This is a genomic window from Nonomuraea sp. B5E05 (assembly GCF_039880665.1).
Classification (GTDB): Bacteria; Actinomycetota; Actinomycetes; order Streptosporangiales; family Streptosporangiaceae; genus Nonomuraea.
In genome coordinates this window covers 1-17022 of record NZ_JBDPMJ010000011.1, presented here as the reverse complement: position 1 = coordinate 17022, position 17022 = coordinate 1, and the positions used below count along the sequence as shown (strand labels likewise).

Annotated in this window: 19 protein-coding genes; 9 read left to right on the top strand and 10 right to left on the bottom strand. The window is 71.3% G+C overall.

Going from position 1 to position 17022, the window contains the following annotated elements; translation table 11 throughout:
• The first annotated feature begins 84 nt into the window (after positions 1 to 84).
• On the top strand, positions 85 to 1017 hold the full coding sequence (locus ABGB01_RS21305) for a DUF5996 family protein (protein WP_347775298.1): 933 nt from the start codon (positions 85 to 87) through the stop codon (positions 1015 to 1017).
• Between the two features lie 380 nt (positions 1018 to 1397).
• A complete protein-coding gene (locus ABGB01_RS21300) occupies positions 1398 to 2186 on the top strand; it encodes an alpha/beta fold hydrolase (RefSeq protein WP_347775297.1) in 789 nt (262 codons plus the stop codon).
• Here the strand turns inward: ABGB01_RS21300 and ABGB01_RS21295 are convergent.
• Positions 2183 to 3130, bottom strand: coding sequence for a YafY family protein (locus ABGB01_RS21295; RefSeq protein WP_347775540.1), 948 nt, complete (start codon positions 3128 to 3130; stop codon positions 2183 to 2185). The two genes, ABGB01_RS21300 and ABGB01_RS21295, sit on opposite strands and share 4 nt — an antisense overlap.
• Positions 3131 to 3204: 74 nt before the next feature.
• Here ABGB01_RS21295 and ABGB01_RS21290 point away from each other — a divergent pair, with 74 nt between their 5' ends.
• Together ABGB01_RS21290 and ABGB01_RS21285 are read left to right on the top strand one after the other, a co-directional pair.
• The gene (locus ABGB01_RS21290) at positions 3205 to 3693 is read left to right on the top strand and encodes a VOC family protein (protein WP_347775296.1); all 489 of its coding nucleotides are present in this window, start codon (positions 3205 to 3207) and stop codon (positions 3691 to 3693) included.
• 328 nt (positions 3694 to 4021) lie between these two features.
• Complete coding sequence (locus ABGB01_RS21285) at positions 4022 to 5212, top strand: Cmx/CmrA family chloramphenicol efflux MFS transporter (RefSeq protein WP_347775295.1); 1191 nt, start codon at positions 4022 to 4024, stop codon at positions 5210 to 5212.
• A gap of 209 nt (positions 5213 to 5421) precedes the next feature.
• Here ABGB01_RS21285 and pip read toward each other — a convergent pair whose 3' ends face one another.
• The 3 genes from pip to ABGB01_RS21270 all read right to left on the bottom strand — a co-directional run bounded on the left by pip (position 5422) and on the right by ABGB01_RS21270 (position 7834).
• A complete protein-coding gene (pip, locus tag ABGB01_RS21280; protein WP_347775294.1) occupies positions 5422 to 6381 on the bottom strand; it encodes a prolyl aminopeptidase in 960 nt (319 codons plus the stop codon).
• 69 nt (positions 6382 to 6450) lie between these two features.
• Positions 6451 to 7428, bottom strand: a complete 978-nt coding sequence (locus ABGB01_RS21275) for a nucleotidyltransferase domain-containing protein (RefSeq protein ID WP_347775293.1) — start codon at positions 7426 to 7428, stop codon at positions 6451 to 6453.
• Between the two features lie 127 nt (positions 7429 to 7555).
• Positions 7556 to 7834, bottom strand: a complete 279-nt coding sequence (locus ABGB01_RS21270; RefSeq protein ID WP_347775292.1) for an antibiotic biosynthesis monooxygenase — start codon at positions 7832 to 7834, stop codon at positions 7556 to 7558.
• 80 nt (positions 7835 to 7914) lie between these two features.
• On the opposite strand from ABGB01_RS21270, the gene ABGB01_RS21265 reads away from it, so the two are divergent.
• Together ABGB01_RS21265 and ABGB01_RS21260 are read left to right on the top strand one after the other, a co-directional pair.
• Positions 7915 to 8514 carry a TetR family transcriptional regulator gene (locus tag ABGB01_RS21265; protein WP_347775291.1) on the top strand — a complete coding sequence of 200 codons (600 nt, stop codon included), beginning with the start codon at positions 7915 to 7917 and terminating at the stop codon, positions 8512 to 8514.
• 152 nt (positions 8515 to 8666) lie between these two features.
• Positions 8667 to 9029 carry a peptidase inhibitor family I36 protein gene (locus ABGB01_RS21260; RefSeq protein ID WP_347775290.1) on the top strand — a complete coding sequence of 121 codons (363 nt, stop codon included), beginning with the start codon at positions 8667 to 8669 and terminating at the stop codon, positions 9027 to 9029.
• Between the two features lie 101 nt (positions 9030 to 9130).
• Here ABGB01_RS21260 and ABGB01_RS21255 read toward each other — a convergent pair whose 3' ends face one another.
• Positions 9131 to 9994 (bottom strand): LLM class F420-dependent oxidoreductase, encoded by an 864-nt coding sequence (locus ABGB01_RS21255; protein ID WP_347775289.1) that lies wholly within the window; start codon positions 9992 to 9994, stop codon positions 9131 to 9133.
• A gap of 235 nt (positions 9995 to 10229) precedes the next feature.
• Positions 10230 to 11060 (bottom strand): GON domain-containing protein, encoded by an 831-nt coding sequence (locus tag ABGB01_RS21250; RefSeq protein WP_347775288.1) that lies wholly within the window; start codon positions 11058 to 11060, stop codon positions 10230 to 10232.
• A gap of 533 nt (positions 11061 to 11593) precedes the next feature.
• On the opposite strand from ABGB01_RS21250, the gene ABGB01_RS21245 reads away from it, so the two are divergent.
• Entirely contained in the window at positions 11594 to 12763 is a 1170-nt protein-coding gene (locus ABGB01_RS21245; protein ID WP_347775287.1) for a YbfB/YjiJ family MFS transporter, read from the top strand.
• Positions 12764 to 12818: 55 nt separating this feature from the next.
• On the opposite strand, the gene ABGB01_RS21240 is transcribed toward ABGB01_RS21245, so the two are convergent.
• Both ABGB01_RS21240 and ABGB01_RS21235 read right to left on the bottom strand, forming a co-directional pair.
• Positions 12819 to 13439, bottom strand: coding sequence for a LysE family translocator (locus ABGB01_RS21240; RefSeq protein ID WP_347775286.1), 621 nt, complete (start codon positions 13437 to 13439; stop codon positions 12819 to 12821).
• A complete protein-coding gene (locus ABGB01_RS21235; protein WP_347775285.1) occupies positions 13436 to 14185 on the bottom strand; it encodes a phosphodiesterase in 750 nt (249 codons plus the stop codon). The genes ABGB01_RS21240 and ABGB01_RS21235 overlap by 4 nt, the downstream gene beginning before the upstream one ends.
• Before the next feature lie 86 nt (positions 14186 to 14271).
• On the opposite strand from ABGB01_RS21235, the gene ABGB01_RS21230 reads away from it, so the two are divergent.
• Positions 14272 to 14874: a CGNR zinc finger domain-containing protein gene (locus tag ABGB01_RS21230; protein WP_347775284.1), complete on the top strand. Its 603-nt coding sequence runs from the start codon at positions 14272 to 14274 to the stop codon at positions 14872 to 14874.
• A 16-nt stretch (positions 14875 to 14890) separates the two neighbouring features.
• Here ABGB01_RS21230 and ABGB01_RS21225 read toward each other — a convergent pair whose 3' ends face one another.
• Positions 14891 to 15400 (bottom strand): NUDIX domain-containing protein, encoded by a 510-nt coding sequence (locus ABGB01_RS21225; RefSeq protein ID WP_347775283.1) that lies wholly within the window; start codon positions 15398 to 15400, stop codon positions 14891 to 14893.
• A 104-nt stretch (positions 15401 to 15504) separates the two neighbouring features.
• Between ABGB01_RS21225 and ABGB01_RS21220 the strand changes: the two genes are divergently transcribed.
• Complete coding sequence (locus tag ABGB01_RS21220) at positions 15505 to 16344, top strand: hypothetical protein (protein ID WP_347775282.1); 840 nt, start codon at positions 15505 to 15507, stop codon at positions 16342 to 16344.
• 6 nt (positions 16345 to 16350) lie between these two features.
• On the opposite strand, the gene ABGB01_RS21215 is transcribed toward ABGB01_RS21220, so the two are convergent.
• On the bottom strand, positions 16351 to 16899 hold the full coding sequence (locus ABGB01_RS21215; protein WP_347775281.1) for a MerR family transcriptional regulator: 549 nt from the start codon (positions 16897 to 16899) through the stop codon (positions 16351 to 16353).
• Positions 16900 to 17022 lie beyond the last annotated feature (123 nt).

The window sequence follows — 17022 nt, the reverse complement described above, 5'->3', positions numbered from 1 at the left end:
GCCTCCACCCATGACCCCGGAGAGCCGTTCGAACACTCGCGGTAGTTACGATGGCGGGGCAGCACCACCAGAAGGGGGGCCGTCATGGAGCTGTTTCCCGCCATGCCGCTCGCCGAGTGGACGGAGGCCAAGGAGACCTTTCACAGGTTCGCGCAGATCGTGGGCAAGATCCGGCTGGCGTCGAGCAACCGGCGCAACCACTGGTGGCAGGTGCCCTTCCACCCGACCGGGCGAGGGCTCACCACCCGGCCGATGGGTGGCCTGGGCGAGCAGCCGCTGTTCTGCATCGACTTCGACCTCGTACGCCACCGCCTGGTGATCGACGTGCTCGACGGGCGCAGCGCGGAGTTCGGCCTGATCGGACGGTCCGTGGCGTCGTTCCACGACCGGCTGTTCGAGGCTCTGGCCGGGCTGGGCATCCGGCCCGAGATCTGGGCGGTGCCGTTCGACATGGGGGACGACACGCCGTTCCCCGAGGACAGCCTGCACGCCCGCTACGACCCCGTGCTGATCAACCGCTACTGGCGGATCCTGTCGCAGGTGGTGCAGCTCCTCGACCGGTTCGCCGCCGGCTTCGCCGGCAAGACGAGCCCGGTGCACCACTTCTGGCACACGTTCGACATCGCCGTCACCCGGTTCACCGGGCGCGTGGTCCGGGTCTCGCCCGACGCCGACCCGGTGACCCGCGAGGCCTACAGCTGGGAGGTCATCAGCTCGGGCTTCTGGTTCGGCGACAAAGAACGTCCATGGCCGGCGTTCTACTCCTACACCGCGCCCGAACCCGAAGGGCTGGAGCGCGAGCCGCTGCGGCCCGCGCAGGCCGAATGGCTGCCGGCCAGGGGCAGCCACCTGGCCGTGCTCCGCTACGACGACGTGCGGGGCATGGAAGAGCCGGTGGCGGCGGTGCTGGAGTTCCTCGACAGCGCCTACCTGGCGGGCGCCAAGCTGACCCGGCTCGACACCGAGGCGCTGGCCTCCCCGGGCGGCGTCACCGACCCCTACTACGGGAGGGCCTGAAACGCGCGAAGCGCCCGCCCTCCGGAGAGGGCGGGCGCCCCACGAGTGCGCACCGGTGTGCAGGTCGCCTCTCGGCGAAAGGCACAACGCGGCTCCAGCCGAACGGTAGTCCGCGAAGGCAATAGGTGAGGCCCGGGGACACTGATCACACCGGCCACGCGTCATATAACCCCGCCAGGCGGCCGGACATTCCCCGATCGGCCTGGTCGATTTCCGCCGCGGTCAGGAGCGGGCGGCGGCGTGCTCGGGAGCTGCCGGGCTCGTGACCCCGTCAACCGGCATCGTCGAAGTGACCGGCGGCTCTTCGCGGCCCGCTGCCCCCGCTACTCCTGCGCCCAGCGGCATCCCACAGGCCGCGCGCGTAGGGCACCATCGAAGGCGTGCCATACGCGAACGCCACCGGCGTCAAGCTGTCCTACCAGGTCCGCGGCGCCGGGCCGCCCCTCGTGCTGCTGCAGGGCCAGGCCAACGACCACCGCTGGTGGGACCCGGTGCGGGCCGACTTCGAGTCGTCGTACACCACGATCACCTTCGACTACCGGGGCACCGGCCACAGCGACAAGCCCGACGAGCCGTACACGACCCGCGGGTTCGCCTCCGACGTGCTGGCCGTGCTCGACGAGCTGGACGTGGAACGGGCGCACCTCTACGGCACATCGATGGGCGGGCGGGTGGCCCAGTGGCTGGCGGCCGACCATCCGGAGCGGGTCGGGGCGCTGGTGCTCGGGTGCAGCTCGCCGGGCGGCGCCCACGGGTTCGAGCGGGGCAACGACGTCCGCAGGTCGCTGGCCCAGCCGGACCGGGCGGCGGCCGAGCGGGCGCTGCTGGAGCTCATGTACACACCCGCCTGGCTGGCCACGCACCCCGGCCCGCATCGCACCGTCGGCGACCCGCGCATGCCGGCGTACGCGCGGCGCCGCCACCTGGCCGCCAGCGCCGGGCACGACAGCTGGGACGCGCTGCCCTCCATCACCGCCCCCACGCTGATCGTGCACGGCACCGACGACGTGCTCAACCCGGCGGCCAACGCGCCGCTGCTGGCCGGCCGCATCCCGGATGCGCGGCTGCGGATGGTGGAGGGGGCACGGCACGCGTACTTCGAGGAGTTCCGCGAGGTCGCGAGCCCGCTGGTGCTGGAGTTCCTGGCCGGATCAGCCCGCGCGGTCTAGCCGGCGGCCCGGGTGAGGCGGGCGGCCAGTTCCCGCAGGTGCGCGGCCAGTTCGGCCGGTTCGTGCACCTCGAACTCGCAGCCCAGCGAGAGCAGCCGGAAGGCGAGCCAGTCCAGGGTGTCGGCGTGCATGCGCAGCCGGCAGGTCCGCTCGTCTTCTCCGACGACCTCGCCGAGCGCCCTGACGACCTCCGTGCTCGGGCCGTGCAGTGTGACGACGGCCTCGTACGTGGTGGCGGTGGAGTAGAGCCGGTCCGCCACGTAGGCGGCGGCGTCGGCCGGCGGCTCGCGCGGCGTGATCCTGGCGCCCGTCCGCAGCAGATCGGCGATGCGGTCGATGCGGAAGATCCGCCAGTCGTCGCGGTCGTGGTCGTGCCCGAGCAGGTACCATCGCCGCCCGGCCGCGACCAGCCGATGCGGGTCGACCAGCCGCCCGCCCGTCCTGCCGTCGTTGGTCCGGTACGCGAAGCGCACGCGTTCCTTCCCCGTCACGGCCATCGACAGGGCGGCGAGCAGCTCCGGATCGACCTCGGGCGCGCCGGGCACGGGCATCGGGACGGTGGCCGCGCCGAGCGCGCCGACGCGATGGCGCAGGCGGGCCGGCAGCACCTGTTCGAGCTTGGCCAGGGCGCGTACCGACGCCTCCTCGATGCCCTGCACCGGATGCCGGGCGGCGGTGGACAGGCCGACGGTGATGGCCACCGCCTCCTCGTCGTCCAGCAGCAGGGGCGGCATCGCCGTGCCCGCGACCAGCCGGTATCCGCCGTCGGCGCCCATGCTGGCCTCGACCGGGTAGCCGAGGGCGCGCAGGCGTTCGACGTCGCGCCGGACCGTGCGGCGGCTGACCCCGAGCCGCTCGGCCAGCTCGCCGCCCGGCCACTCGCGTGGGGTCTGGAGCAGGGACAGCAGGGTCAGGAGGCGGGAGCCGGTCATGAACTTCAGCATGCCGGACATGTAGGACAAGTCTTGACCTACTGGACGTTTAGCGTGGTCAGCACCTACGCGAGCCAGGAGGAGACATGACCGTCAGCACGACCCCCGAGGGCTACACCAGTGTCACGCCGTGGATCATCGGCCACGACACGGCCGGCCTGATCGACTGGCTGAAGACCGCTTTCGACGCCGTCGAATTGGGCCGCATGACCGACGCCGAAGGGCGCATCGGGCACGCGGAGGTCCGCGTCGGCGACGCGGTGGTGATGATGTTCGACGCCCGGCCCGACTGGCCGCCCACCCCGGCCTTCCTGCGCCTGTACGTCCCCGACGCCGACGCCGTCCACCGCCGGGCCGTCGAGGCGGGTGGGACGTCGGTCACCGAGGTCACCCACCTGTTCTTCGGCGACCGGGTGGGGCGGGTGCGTGACCCGTTCGGCAATCTCTACTGGATCCAGACCCACGTCGAGGACGTCTCGGAGGAGGAGATGGGGCGCCGCCTGGGCGATCCGGAGTTCACGAAAGCGATGGAGTACGTCCAGAGCGCGGACTTCTTCCCTGGCAGAGACCGGTGAGGCCGATGATCGTCGGCACCGGGAAGGGCATGAGGCCAGGAAAGGGTTGGACGGGCCGCCCGCCGGGTTGCTAGGTTGCCGCGTATGTCCAGCCCCGAGGCGTCAAGACGCTAGCCACCGGTCGTCCGGTGGCTGATTCGCGCTGTCGCCTCTCCCGGCCTCGCTGAGGCCGGGACCTTCGCTGTCCCGCGACCGCTCGCCACTCGGATCACCGCTGCGGGCTGTTTCCCACCTGAGCGTGCGCCGCTCTCGCGTGCCGCCACTCAGGTTCCCCTTCATCGGCGGGCCGACGTCCGGCCTGCCCGATCGTGGTCGCGGAGTTCTTCTCATGCCATTCGCCGTTTACCTGCTCGCGCTGGCGGTCTTCGCCCAGGGCACGTCCGAGTTCATGCTGTCCGGTCTGGTGCCGGGCATCGCGCGAGATCTGCACGTATCCGTCCCCGCAGCGGGACTGCTGACGTCGGCCTTCGCCGTGGGGATGGTGGTCGGCGCGCCGCTGATGGGGGTGCTGAGCCTGCGCTGGCCCCGGCGGCGCGCGCTGCTGGCCTTCCTGCTCACGTTCCTGCTGGCCCACGTGGCCGGCGCGGTCACGCCCGGCTACGAGGTCCTGCTGGTCAGCCGGGTCGTGGCGGCGCTGGCCAACGCCGGTTTCCTGGCCGTGGCCATGGCGACCGCGATCGGCCTCGCCCCTCCGGACGCCAAGGGCCGCGCCACCTCCGTCCTGCTCGGCGGCATCACGCTCGCCTGCGTCGCGGGCGTGCCCGGGGGTGCCCTGCTGGGCGAGGTGTGGGGGTGGCGCTCGGCGTTCTGGGCGGTGGCCGCCGCCCTGCTCCCCGCCATCGTCGCGGTCGTACGATCAGTCCCCGCCGCCCCCGCCGACCTCGACGGGCCCACGGCTCGGGGCGAGTCGCGAGCGCTGCGCAGCCCGCGCCTGCTGGTGCTGCTGCTCCTGGGCGCGTTGGTGAACGGCGCCACCTTCTGCACGTTCACCTACCTCGCCCCGCTGCTCACCGGGACCACCGGGCTCGGGTCGGGCTGGATGCCGGCGATGCTGGCCCTGTTCGGGCTGGGCTCGTTCGCCGGGGTGACGATCAGCGGGCGGCTCGCCGACGTACGTCCCGTCGGGCTGCTGGTGGGCGGCGGGGTGGCGCTGGCCGCCGGATGGGCGGCGTTCGCGATGACGGCCGGGGAGCCGGCGCCGGCGATCGTGCTCGTCTTCGTGCAGGGGACGCTGTCGTTCGCCGTCGGGTCCACGCTGATCTCGCAGGCGCTCTACGCGGCGGCGGACGCGCCCACCCTGGGCGGCGGCTTCGCCACGGCGGCGCTCAACGTCGGCGCCACGGCCGGGCCCTGGCTCGGCGGGCTCGCCATCGGGGCCGGGCTCGGCTTCCGCTCCCCGCTGTGGGTGAGCGCCGCGCTGGTGCTTGCCGCGCTGGTCGTGGCGGGAGCCGCGTACACGATCGGGCGGGCTCCGCGCGGCGTCGGCCGCGCTGTCCGAGACGCCGGCCGCAGGCGATAAAACCGGTGGTGTGCGCCGGTCGGGCGCGGCTACCGTAACAGCAGGTCAGCACGGGGGCCGGGGGCACGGCGATGCGGACGCCGGTGCTTGGCCGCGCCCCTTCCCCCTGCGGGCCGTACGAACCCGCGGCTCACCCGACCGACGGCGAGGCGATGGTCACCAGGGGCACCGTCCTGATCCCCCGATGATCCCGAGCCGCGGGTTCGCTCTCACTTGCCGGCGAAACGGTCGAGAGCCGCGAAGATCGTGTCCCTGAACGTCGTGCTGCCGGTGTGCCCGGAGTCCTCCACCACCACCAGTTCGGCGCCGGGCCAGGCCTGGGCGAGCTGGTAGGCCGTCTCCAGCGGGCCGCCCATGTCGAGGCGGCCATGGATCAGCACGCCGGGGATGCCGGCCAGCTTGTGCGCGTCGCGCAGCAGCGCTCCCTCCTCCAGCCACGCGCCGTTGGAGAAGTAGTGGGAGCAGATGCGCGTCATGGCCATCACCGCGTCGGCGGGCCGGTCGCTGTAGGCGTTCGGCTTGCCGTTGACCTCCATGGAGATCACCGCGTCCTCCCAGGTGACCCAGTCGGTGGCGGCCTTCTCCCGCACCTTGGGATCGGGGTCGGACAGCAGCCGCGCGTACGCCGCCAGCAGCGCGAACGTGTCGCCGTCACGGTCGGCCTCGGGCACCCCTTGCCTGAACCGCTCCAGCGCCTCGGGGAAGAACCGCCCGACGCCCCGGTAGAGCCAGTCGATCTCGTAGCGGCGCGTGGTCGTGACGGCGGGGATGACGATCTCCGACACCCGCTCGGGGTGGGTCTCGGCGTAGGCGAGGATCAGCGTCGACCCCCACGAACCTCCGTACAGCAACCACCGGTCGATACCGAGGTGCTCGCGCAGCAGCTCCATGTCGGCGATCAGGTGGTGGGTGGTGTTGGCGCTCAGGTCGGTGGCCGGGTCGGCGGCATGGGGGTGGCTGCGCCCGCAGTTGCGCTGGTCGAACAGGACGATCCGGTAACGCTCCGGGTCGAAGGTGCGGCGCACGTTGGTCGAGCAGCCCGAGCCCGGCCCGCCGTGCACGACGAGAGCGGGTTTGCCCTCAGGGTTGCCGCAGACCTCCCAGTAGACGAGGTTGCCGTCACCGACGTCGAGCATGCCGTGTTCGTACGGCTCGATGGGGGGATTCAAGGCGGTTCCTCTCACATATAACAGTGCTTGGATAAATGTAACAGCACTTAGATATTTGAGGATCGGCGCTCAGGAATGCTCGGCGAGCAGGACGTCGAGCCGGCGGAGCTGCTCGTCGAGGGCGGGGTCCGGGCTACCCGTCCAGGGGCCGGCCAGATCCGGGCGGTGGCGGGCGACGTGCACGTCGAACGCGGCCAGCTGGTCGCGGGCGTTCTGCTCGTACGTGACCTCCTCCCCCACGGCCTGGCGGGCCTCCCAGCAGAGGTCGATCCGCTCACGCAACCACGGCGGCGCCAGCCGTTCACGCTTGGCCGCGTCGCCGGCATGCGCACCGGCCAGGCGGGCGATGCGCTCGGCCAGGGCCTCCTCCCCACGAGCGGCCGCCATCCGCTCGAACCTGGTCCATTCCCTGCCCATGGAGCCCAGCCGCTCGCCCCACCGCTCCAGCACGGCCAGGCGAAGGGCCCGCGCCGCCTCGCGCAGCTCGTACGTGGCCGCGTCCAGGCGCCGCGCCGCGCGTTCACGACGGGCCCGATCGCGGGCGTCGGCCGCGCTCCGCGACCACCAGCCGATCCTGGCCCCGACCACGGCGGGATGGAAGCGCATCTCCGTCAGCCAGGCCACGAAACGGCCCGTGAGCAGGTCGCCGGGGTCGGCGGGACGCCCGCGGTAGGCCTTGTCCATCCCGTGGAACCAGCGCCGGTCACGCCTCAGTCGTTCCACCGCCCACGCCGCGTCCGCCGACGCCGCCTCCCGCGCCTCGGCGACGGTGAACGCCAGCCAGCCGAGGTCGAGCGTCTGAGCCCGGCCGCTGGCGGCCCACCAGTCCACGAGCTCGGCCTGCTCGCGTTCGACGCGCGCCGCGGTCTGTTCGGGGTCGCCGTCGTAGAGGGGGAGCACGTCGATGTCGGACATGGGCCAGGGTTCGCCGCGCCCGACGCTGCCGCCGACGATCAGGCCGTGCACGCCGGGGATCGCCGACAACCTGCGCACCGCCTCGTCGACGCGGTCGCGGTGCAGCTCTCTCCAGCGCGGCGAGACGCTCATGCGGCGCCGTCCCGCCGCGCGTCCACCATGGCGCGGGCGTACCCGATCTGCTCCTCGAAGGTGGAGCCGCTGAGAATCGCGCGTCGCTCTGTCATGGACGGAACCGTACGGGAGCCGGCGGTCGGGGTCAGCGGCTCAGCAGCACCGTGGCGTGGTTGCTTCCGGGCACCACGCCGGCCCGCCGGTGCGCCTCCTGGAGCGCCTCCGACGCGTAGTGCTGCTGCATGGCCTGCGCGTCCTGGCACTCGAACAGCACGACGGCCTCGTCGGGCTGGTCGGCGTTGACGCTGACGAGCGCCGTACGCATGCCGGCCGCCGCCCGGGTCTCAGCCAGGCTGTCGAACGCCGCGCGCCACTGGTCGTAGTCGGTGAACCGCTGGCGGACGAGCAGGTACTCCATGGTCATGCCTCCGTATATCAACAGTGTTGAGGCCAAGTTAGTAGGAGTGTCCGGGAAATTCAACATCGATGACTATGCTTGAACGAGTGACCGCAAAGCCAGGAGGACGCCGGCCGGGCGCGACACGGACACGGGTCGACATCCTGGCCGCCGCGCAGCAGAGCTTCGCCGAACACGGCTACGTCCTCACCACGATCAGGGGCGTCGCCCGCGCCGCGGGCGTCGATCCGGCGCTGGTCCTGCAGTTCTTCGGCAGCAAGGACGGTCTCTTCGACGCCGCGCTCCGCGACGACCCGCCCGTCGGCTCGCTGGTCTCGCTCGCCGGCGAGGGTGACCCGTCCGACCTCGGCGCCCGGCTCGCCGCCCGCTACCTGGAGTTGTGGGAGGACCCGCACACCGGCCCCCGGATGCTCGCCGTGATCAGGGCCGCCGCCGCGGCTCCCAGCGCCTCGGCGATGGTGACGGCGTTCATGACGGACGCGGTGATGTTGCCTCTGGCGCGCGCCATCGGGGCCGACCAGGCCGAGCTCCGCGCCACCCTCACCGGCGCCTACCTGTTCGGCGTCGCGACCGCCCGCTACGTCCTGCGCGTCGAGCCGCTGGCCGCCCTGGACCGGCCGGCCGCGGTCGCGTACGTGGCCCCGGTCGTGCAGCATCACCTCACCGGCGACCTCACGCCCCCCTGAGCGACCGCTGTCACGAGTACGTCAGTTCTCCCCCGCCCCAGGTCCCGGATCTTGTATCCACCAGGCGGACGCGAAACGTAGTGACGCTGCTACAGAATGTGACGGAACCGCCGGGCAGCAGCCCGCGGCAGCACCGACACGAGGAGAACTGCATGAAGACCACTCGCACGCGGATCGCCACCCTCACCGCCACCATCGGCCTCGTCCTGGTGGCGGGCGCCGTCCCGGCCGCGGCGGCTCCGGGATCGTCCAGGGCGGGTGACATCTGCCTGTGGAGCGGCAGAAACTACACGGGCGCGTCCTGGTGCTGGAACCCGGGCAACGGCTACGTCGACGTGCCGCCGGCGCTGCACGACAACGTGGGGTCGTTCCGGGCCCACGCCGCCGGCTGCTTCATCAACTGGATCCACGTGCCCACCAGGAAGGAGACGCGCATCGTCAGGAACGGCGACTACCGCAGGGTCTACGACAACGACTTCGGCGGCCGTATCGACGCGGTGGCGCCCCGCTGCTGACCCGGGCGCAGGACACGGCCTCCGCACTCGCTTATGACCTCTCCTGCGGACGCGGACGATACCGGAGGGGCGGCCGTGGGACGTCTCGGCCGCCCCGGCGCTCAGCGTCCGGGCGGAGTGATCCCGGCGATCCGTACGGCCAGCTCGGCCAGGTGCGCCAGCCACCGGTCGTCGGCCGCGTCCGGCACGGCCACGATGACGTGGTCGATGCCCTGCCCGGCGAGCTCGCCGCAGCGCTGGACGCTCTCCTCGACGCTCTGGCCGTCGGGGACGCGCATGTGGAGGGTCTTCTCGATCTCCTCGTAGGGTCGTCCCACCCGCTCGCAGTGGGCGCGCAACACGCCGAGCTTGTGCGTGACGTCCGCGCCGTACAGGAAGTTGCACATGTCGGCGTATTCGGCGACGAGCCGGAGGGTCTTCTTCTCCCCGCTGCCGCCGATGAGGACGGGCGGGTTCGCCTGGGGGGCGTTGAGCGTGCGTTCCAGCCGGTAGTGGCGGCCCTCGTACGGTTCGTCGGTGTCGCTCCACATCTGCCGGGCGATCTGGAGCGTCTCCTCCAGCCGCTCGAACCGCTCCGCCAGGGGCGGGAAACGCAGGCCGAGCCCGCGGGCCTCGGGCTCGTACCAGCCGGCGCCGATGCCGAGGACCGCCCGTCCGCCGGAGAGCGCGTCGAGGGTGCTGACCTGCTTCACCAGCAGGCCGGGCTCGCGGTGGACGGCGCCGGTCACGAGCGTGCCCAGGCTCACCCGGCCGGTGAGGGCGGCGGCGTAGGACAGCGCGCCGTACGCCTCCAGCATCGGATCCTCCACGGCCCCGAAGTTGGGGATCTGGAAGAGGTGGTCCATCACCCAGAAGCTGCGCAACCCCGCCTGGTCGGCGCCGCGGGCCGCGGCGGCGAATCGGGCGGCGATGGCGGCGTCGCCACCGGGCCAGGTGAAACGCGGGCACGTCAGACCGAGATCCATGAGGATCACTCCTTGATCAGGAAGAGCGCCCGCGGGAAGGCGTCACCGCGGGCACGAAAAAACCCTCTCGCCTGGACGCGGTCCGCGGCGGAGAGGGCTTCGTACCCCCTCATTATCTCACGAGGCGCGGGTCACAGTTTCAGCAGGATGGGGGCGGCGTTCACCGCGCCCAGCGCCGCGTACGGCAGAAGGCCCGGCTCCCCGCCGGGGAACCGGGCCTGCCGATCGGGGCGTCTCAGCGCAGGGAGTGCACCCGACCGTCGGGGCTCAGCACCGCCACCGCCTTGCCGCCGTGCTGCACGATGACCCGGCCCTGGCCGCCCTGCCGCCGCACCTGCGTGGTGACCGGGGCGCCGTTGTCGAGGCGTAGGCAGAACTGGCCCCGCGAGAAGACCATGCCGGTGCGCGCACACCTCAGCTCGAGGTGGGGCGTGCCCGGGCTCGGGTTGAAGGGGTTGTACATCGCCGGAGCCGGCGTGATCCAGCCGCAGTAGCCGCCGCCCTGCAGGCCGACCACCTGGTTGCGCGCGCTCACGCTCGCCGACCCGCTGGAGCCGTTGCCGGCCGTGACGAAGGTGTCGTTCACCTGGAACGGCGTGTCACGCAGGTCGATGTTGCCCCGGCCGTCGGCCCGCCCCGTGCACGCCATCGCTGCGCCGTAGGGCATGCTCGTCACGGTCGTCGAGCCGTGCCGCAGCGAGCCGGTGGACGACGCGAAGGTCAGGTCGCCGATGTCCACGGTCAGGGTGCGGGGGTCGATGCGCAGCCTGGTGAAGGCCGTCCTGACGTCCGTGCCGGGCGAGGCGCCGCCGGCGGTGTACTGCGAGAAATTGACGTCCCGGCCCCTCCTCGCGAGCGTGATGTATTCGCTGGGCCTGGTGGCCATGTTGTGGCAGTACGCCGTGAACACGTTTCCGTTGTTGATGAGCAGGTACGTGCCGTCCCTGGCGATCGGATTCGTCCGGCGGACGTCCTGGCAACTGCTGAAGACCGGCAGGGCGGAGGCGTGCGCCGGCACCTGGGCCACCACCGGCAGCGCGGCACCCATCACCGCCAGAAATGCCATTGTTCGGACGTGCGGTCGAGCCATGAGATTTTCCCTCCAGCTGCGAACGGACCGTTTGCGTTGTGGAGATTAACAAACACTTCATGGATATGACGGCGCGACTTGGCGTGGGCGGGAGAATTACTTCTCAAACATTTGGGCCCCCTCCAGAGGGCGACGGAACTCCCTGTGGCCTGCACAAAGGCAGGCCACAGGCCAGAAATGGGCATCCGCCACGCATGCGGGAGCAGCCCGTTTCCTTGCCGGGCAATCGTCTGGGTGAGCGTGGCGCCGGACTTATCCGTGACTTCAGCCCGAATAGAAACGAATCCTGATGTATCGGGATTCCTTATCGTTGCGCGCCAGGCGGCGAGAGACAGTAGTCCCGGGTCGATCGTCGAGCCTGGATCGTACCGGTCGGTTCGTTCTGGCTGTTAGCATCGAGCTCGTACCGATCGGTTCGATCTATGGGGTGCCATGCCCGTCCAGTTCGCCTGCCCGCATGCCCGCAACGCCGCGCCCCGCCACCGCGATGCCGCCGAAAGGCGCGACCCATGACGCGGACGGCGCTGAAGACGGGGCCCGGTGCGGCGTGGCAGGCGGCCCTGCTGGCGCTCGGCACCGCGTCGGCGCTCGGCCTCGCGCGCTTCGCCTACGGCCTGCTCCTGCCCGCCATGCGAGAGGACCTGCGCTGGACGTTGTCCGAGGCCGGGGCGATGAGCACCGCCAACGGGCTCGGCTACCTCCTCGGCGCGCTGGTGACCGCCGCGGCCGTACGCCGCTGGGGCACCGCCGCTTCCTTCCGCATCGGCATGACGCTCACGGCCGTGTCGCTGGCCGCCACCGCGGCGAGCGACGCCTACCTGCCGTTGCTCGCCGCGCGGGCCGCGGCCGGAGTGGCGGGGGCGGTGGTGTTCGTCACCGGCGGCGTGATCGCCTCACACGTCGCCGCCCGCGCGGCCTCCGGGACGCCCATCACCGTGTACTTCGCCGGCACGGGCCTGGGCATCGTCGCCAGCGGCGTGGGCGTCCCGGTGCTGGGAGAGCACTGGCGCCTGGGCTGGGTCGGCCTGGCCGCCGCCGCCACGCTGGCCACCGTGGCGAGTTGGAGCGCGGCGCGTACGGACGAGGACGCGCGACCCGCCACGGCCGGACGGGCCCGCGTGCGCCCGCTGTGGGGACCCGCGCTGGCCTACCTGCTGTTCGCCGCCGGATACATCACCTACATCACGTTCCTTTCCGCCTACCTCGCCGACCAGCGCGCCCCGCTCGGGCAGGTGGTGCTCACCTGGACGGCGCTCGGCCTGGCCGTCATCGCCGCGCCCGCGCTGTGGAACCGTCCCACCACCCGATGGCCCGGCACCCGGGCGCTGTCCACCCTGCTCGCGCTCCTGGGCGGCGGCTCCGCGCTGGCCCTTGCGGCACCCACGCCGCCGGTCATCCTCGCCTCCGCGATCGTCTACGGAGCGACCTTCATGGGCGTCCCGGCCGCGATCACCGCCCTCATCAAGGGCAACGTCCCGTCCGCCGACTGGACCGCCACGCTGGCGGCCTTCACCACGGTGTTCGCGGCAGGCCAGACCGCCGGGCCGTGGATCGCCGGCGTGGTCGCCGACCATACCTCGACCGACGCAACCCTGGCGTGGACCGCGATCCTGTGCGCCGCCGCCTCCGCGGTCGCCCTCACCGCAGGCCGTACGCGTCCCTGCTTGCGGGGCGGTTAGCCGTCCGCATCCTCCAGGAGCCCCCTGCACGGTCGCCACGCAGCCGCGACACCGCCTACGTCGTGGCGGCACGGAGGCCGAGGACGACGAGCACCACCGCCGTCACCTTGCCGACCGCACGCTTGAAGCGAGCCCCGTGCAAGAAGTGCGCCCCCCGATGGAGGAGGGCCGTCCAGGTCAGCAACCACACCGAAATCAGCAGGGCGTGGGCGGTGGCCAAGGTGAGGATCTGCCCGCCGAGATCGTGGCCGGGCTGGATGAACTGCGGGACCAGGGTCAGGTAGATCGAGGCCGCCTTGGGGTTGAGCACGTTCGCGAGCAGGGCCTGGGTGTAGACGGAGCCCTTCCGCCTTCCCGGCTGGTCCGTCAGCGCGGGAGGCGGAGGCCGGGTCGTGGAGCGCCAGGTCCACAGGCCCAGGCAGACGAGGTAGGCCGCGCCGAGGAGTTTGACGGCGGTGAAGGCCTGGCTGGAGTGCATGACCAGCGCCGACAGACCGGCGACGGCCAGGGTCGCGTGGGCGTACAGGCCGCTGACCGTACCGAGGATGACGGGCGGAGCCTGGCGGCGGCCGCCGGCTGTGACGTGCTGGATCAGCAGGGTCAGGCTCGCGCCCGGCGTGGCGATGATGGGCAGGATCGCCAGGAGGAACGCGGCGACCGCGTACGGGTGGATCACGCCTGGAGCACCACTCGGTAATGGGTGGTCAGGCGGCGGTCGCCGTCCAGGATGTGAAAGGCCAGGCCGGGCGGTTGTTCGCGGTCGGCGGGCTGGTCGCCCTCCCACGGCAGGCGCAGGGTCCAGGTGGTGGCCGGTGCGACGATCAGGGGGCGGCCCGCGAAGGTGGACGCGGCCGGCGTGTGAGCGTGGCCGGTGAGCACGGCCACGACCTGCGGGTGGGCCTCGAGCAGCGCGGCCAGGTCGCCGGTGCCCTCCAGCCGCTGGGAGTCGGGCAACGGGTGGTGGAGGGCGACGGGCGGCTGGTGGAAGGCGATCAGCGCGGGCGTGTCAGGGGCGAGGCCGTCGAGGGTGGCGTCCATCCAGGCGAGGGTTTCGGGGGCGAGGCGGCCCTCGTTGCGGCCGGGGATGGTGGAGTCGCACATCAGGATGGCGGTGCCGCCGATGTGGTGCACCTCGTTGACGGGGCCGGGGTCGGGCGGCTGCCGCAATATCGCCTTGCGGTAGGCCGGGCGGGCGTCGTGGTTGCCGGGGCAGGTGAGCACGGGGAAGGGGGCGGCCAGGACCTGGGCGGCCTGCTCGTACTCGGCCTCCTCCCCGTGATCGGCGATGTCGCCGGTGACCAGCACGGCGTCGACCGGGCGGGGAAGTGCCCGCAGGTAGCTCATGACCCGGGTGGCGCGCTGGAACGCTCTGTCGGTGCCGTCGAGGTGCAGGTCGCTGATCTGGGCCAGCAACAACGTCATCGTGGCGCCCCTTCTAATGGTTAAACTGCATTTACCGTTAGAACGGTAGGGTACGAAGAGGAGATGGACAACCCGGAGGGGTGAGCGTGGAGCGCTGGCCGGCCTTGGAACTGGCGAGCACGATCCGCCATGACGGCGCCGGCGGCGTCGCCGACGACCTGGAGACTCCGCAGAGCACGGCCCGCTGGATCCACCAGCAGGCCGAGCTGCTGGCCGGCCACGTCGACGTCGCGGCGCTCACGGTGGACGAGACGCTCGGCAGCGAGATCGTCGAGCTGCGCCGGGCCGTGCGGGCGCTCTTCGCGCAGGCGGTCAGCCCCGCGCCGCCGAGCCGGGCCGACGCCCACCGGCTGATGCCGGTCGAGCAGGCGCTGGCCCACCTCAACGCGGCGGCCGCCCGCGAAGCCATCGCCCCGCAACTCGACTGGTCCGCGGACTCACCACCTCGGGTGGGCGTGTTGTCGGATGAATCCGACCCGAACGTCCGGCTGATCGCCGCCCTGGCCCGAGCCGCCATCGACTTCCTGAGCGGCCCGCAACGCGAACAGTTGCGGGCCTGCAACGCGCCGCGCTGCGTACGCTATTTCGTCAAGAGCCACGGGCGGCAGGAGTGGTGCAAGCCGTCATGCGGCAACCGGGCGCGGGCGGCACGCCACTACCAGCGCCACAACGCCACGCCCGCCCCCTGATCCGGCCGCCGGATTCCTACGTCCGCAGGGCACGCGGCCCGCCTGACGGACGTCCCCCTACGGCCAGCACCTCGGCCAGCAACTCCGGAAGTCCCACAGGCCGCAGAGTCTCCGTGGTCTGGGCTGCGACAAGCTCAGCCAGGGACCACCATCGGTGGTCGACGATCGCCTGCTGTTCGTCCGGTTCCAGATAGGCGCGGGTGGTGGCCTGCGCGCCGCGTGCCCGCGCGAGGAAGTACCGCTCGTGCATGTGCACGGGTTCGCCTCTCCACCGCACGTCCGCATCGAGCGTCCACAGACACGGCCCCCACTCGACCTCCGTCAGCCCGGTCTCCTCCAGCAGTTCCCGGCGAGCGGCCCGAACGAAGTCCTCGTCGTCCTTCAGTCCGCCACCCGGGGGCACCCAGAACAACTCCCGGACCGGAAACCCGGGAACGACGATGGCGCCGTCGTCCCTGTGCCGGATCATCAGAATCCGATCGTCCTGATCCAGCAGCACCACCCGGGCACCTCGTCGCGTCCGCACCGCTGGCTCCTGTCCGGCTTGGTCACTCAGTCGAATCGGCTTGACAGTGGATCTCGTATCCACAAGATTATTGCGTCCCTCCGTCCATTTTCTTAGGGATCGTGATGAAGCGGACCGTCGTGAGTGTGATGCTGATCGCGGGCCTGGCACAACTCGTCGCCACCCCCGTGCAGGCGGCGGCCGTAAGCGACCCCGTAAAAGTGCTGCGATCCGCCTTGAGCCCGGGTAAAGGCGTGAACGTCGTCTCCACCGTAAAGATGGATCACGGTCGCGGCTGGTACTACACCCTGAAACTGGACGGCCTGCTCGCGTTCGGGCCGCGAGGCGAAATCGCCTCCGACACGTCCCAAAGCCTGAAATATGGCAAGACGGCGAGGAGCCTCCTGAAAAAGTCCGACGTGGCGGAGGAAGCCGCCCTGGACGAGACACCCCTGCGGGTGATCTCGTCAGGCTACGACGACTACCTCGCAGGCCCTCGATTCGCCGGCGTGCTGCCGCAGGGCATTAGATGGGTGCGCTACTCGTTCACTGATCTGCCCGCCAGTAACCCGCTGCTGGAGGTTCTGGAGCCCGCCACGCTCAAGGCGCTGCTGACTCACCGTACGTCGTGGCGGGGCGGGGTGGTGAAGGGCACGATCAAGGCCGACAGGCTGGTGGAGGTATCCCGTTCCTTCGCCTCTCGCTTCAGCGGATACTCCATCAGCAAGCCCGTCAGCACCATCTCGTACGCCCTCCGCCTGAGCAGGGCGGGACTGGTGGAACGGGTTACGGCCAAGGGAGCCCTGCGCCACTGGAAGGGTTCCGTGCTCCGCGTCGAGTCGGACACCCGTTACTCCGCCTGGGGACGACGGGTCACCGTCGCGCTGCCCCTGAAGGGCGAGGTGCTCGACCAGAAGCAACTCGAGGGCAAGGTGCCCTACCAGGTGCCTGGTGCCTGGAATTAGCGGTCCTCACCCGTCCAGGTGTGCCGGCCGCGGAGGCTCGCCCGGTGGCGCCATGGGTTCGGTACCGGTGGTGGTGCCGGGGGCCTGCACGTCCGGCCCGGTCGACCCCCCGTACGTGGCGATCTTGAATTCGACCGCCGTGAGGGAAAGGGTCAGCTCGCGGATCCGGCGCCGGATGATGTCGCGATGTTCGACCAGGGCATCAAGCCGCTCGGGCACCGTGTGCTCGCCGGCGTCGACGAGCGAGATGTAGTGCCGCAGGTCACGCATCGGCATGCCGGACAACCGCATCCGGGTGAGGAACACCAGCCGCCGAACCGCTCCGGCGTCGTAGACGCGATGACCGCTACCGTCGCGGGCCACCTCGACCAGCCCGCTTCGCTCGTAGTAGCGCAGCGTGTGAGGCGAGATGTCGAGAAGGCCGGCGACCTCGGCGATCGTCATCGTCGCGGGCAGGTCGGCCAGGTCGGCGAGACGGTGGATCGCCTCGACCGACAGCGGACCGTCATCCCCAAGCGCTTCGAGCGCCCTGGTCATCAGATCGTCGGTGGCCATTGGTAGTCAGGGGCGCGGTGCCGTGAAGGCCCGGTTCCCCATCCCCCTTTCAATTCCGTACGTGCGGTTTTCCCGCATACGGCTTACCGATGATCTTCTTGACATGGTTACGCTGCCTTCGGA

Bases quoted from the DNA above. Each gene is read 5' to 3' on its own strand.
- ABGB01_RS21305 (WP_347775298.1), top strand. From the start codon at position 85: ATGGAGCTGTTTCCCGCCATGCCGCTCGCCGAGTGGACGGAGGCCAAG.
- ABGB01_RS21215 (WP_347775281.1), bottom strand. From the start codon at position 16,899: ATGGCCACCGACGATCTGATGACCAGGGCGCTCGAAGCGCTTGGGGAT.
- ABGB01_RS21260 (WP_347775290.1), top strand. From the start codon at position 8,667: ATGAAGACCACTCGCACGCGGATCGCCACCCTCACCGCCACCATCGGC.
- ABGB01_RS21255 (WP_347775289.1), bottom strand. From the start codon at position 9,994: ATGGATCTCGGTCTGACGTGCCCGCGTTTCACCTGGCCCGGTGGCGAC.
- ABGB01_RS21290 (WP_347775296.1), top strand. From the start codon at position 3,205: ATGACCGTCAGCACGACCCCCGAGGGCTACACCAGTGTCACGCCGTGG.
- ABGB01_RS21270 (WP_347775292.1), bottom strand. From the start codon at position 7,834: ATGACCATGGAGTACCTGCTCGTCCGCCAGCGGTTCACCGACTACGAC.
- ABGB01_RS21245 (WP_347775287.1), top strand. From the start codon at position 11,594: ATGACGCGGACGGCGCTGAAGACGGGGCCCGGTGCGGCGTGGCAGGCG.
- ABGB01_RS21220 (WP_347775282.1), top strand. From the start codon at position 15,505: ATGAAGCGGACCGTCGTGAGTGTGATGCTGATCGCGGGCCTGGCACAA.
- ABGB01_RS21235 (WP_347775285.1), bottom strand. From the start codon at position 14,185: ATGACGTTGTTGCTGGCCCAGATCAGCGACCTGCACCTCGACGGCACC.
- ABGB01_RS21285 (WP_347775295.1), top strand. From the start codon at position 4,022: ATGCCATTCGCCGTTTACCTGCTCGCGCTGGCGGTCTTCGCCCAGGGC.
- ABGB01_RS21250 (WP_347775288.1), bottom strand. From the start codon at position 11,060: ATGGCATTTCTGGCGGTGATGGGTGCCGCGCTGCCGGTGGTGGCCCAG.
- ABGB01_RS21295 (WP_347775540.1), bottom strand. From the start codon at position 3,130: ATGCTGAAGTTCATGACCGGCTCCCGCCTCCTGACCCTGCTGTCCCTG.
- ABGB01_RS21275 (WP_347775293.1), bottom strand. From the start codon at position 7,428: ATGAGCGTCTCGCCGCGCTGGAGAGAGCTGCACCGCGACCGCGTCGAC.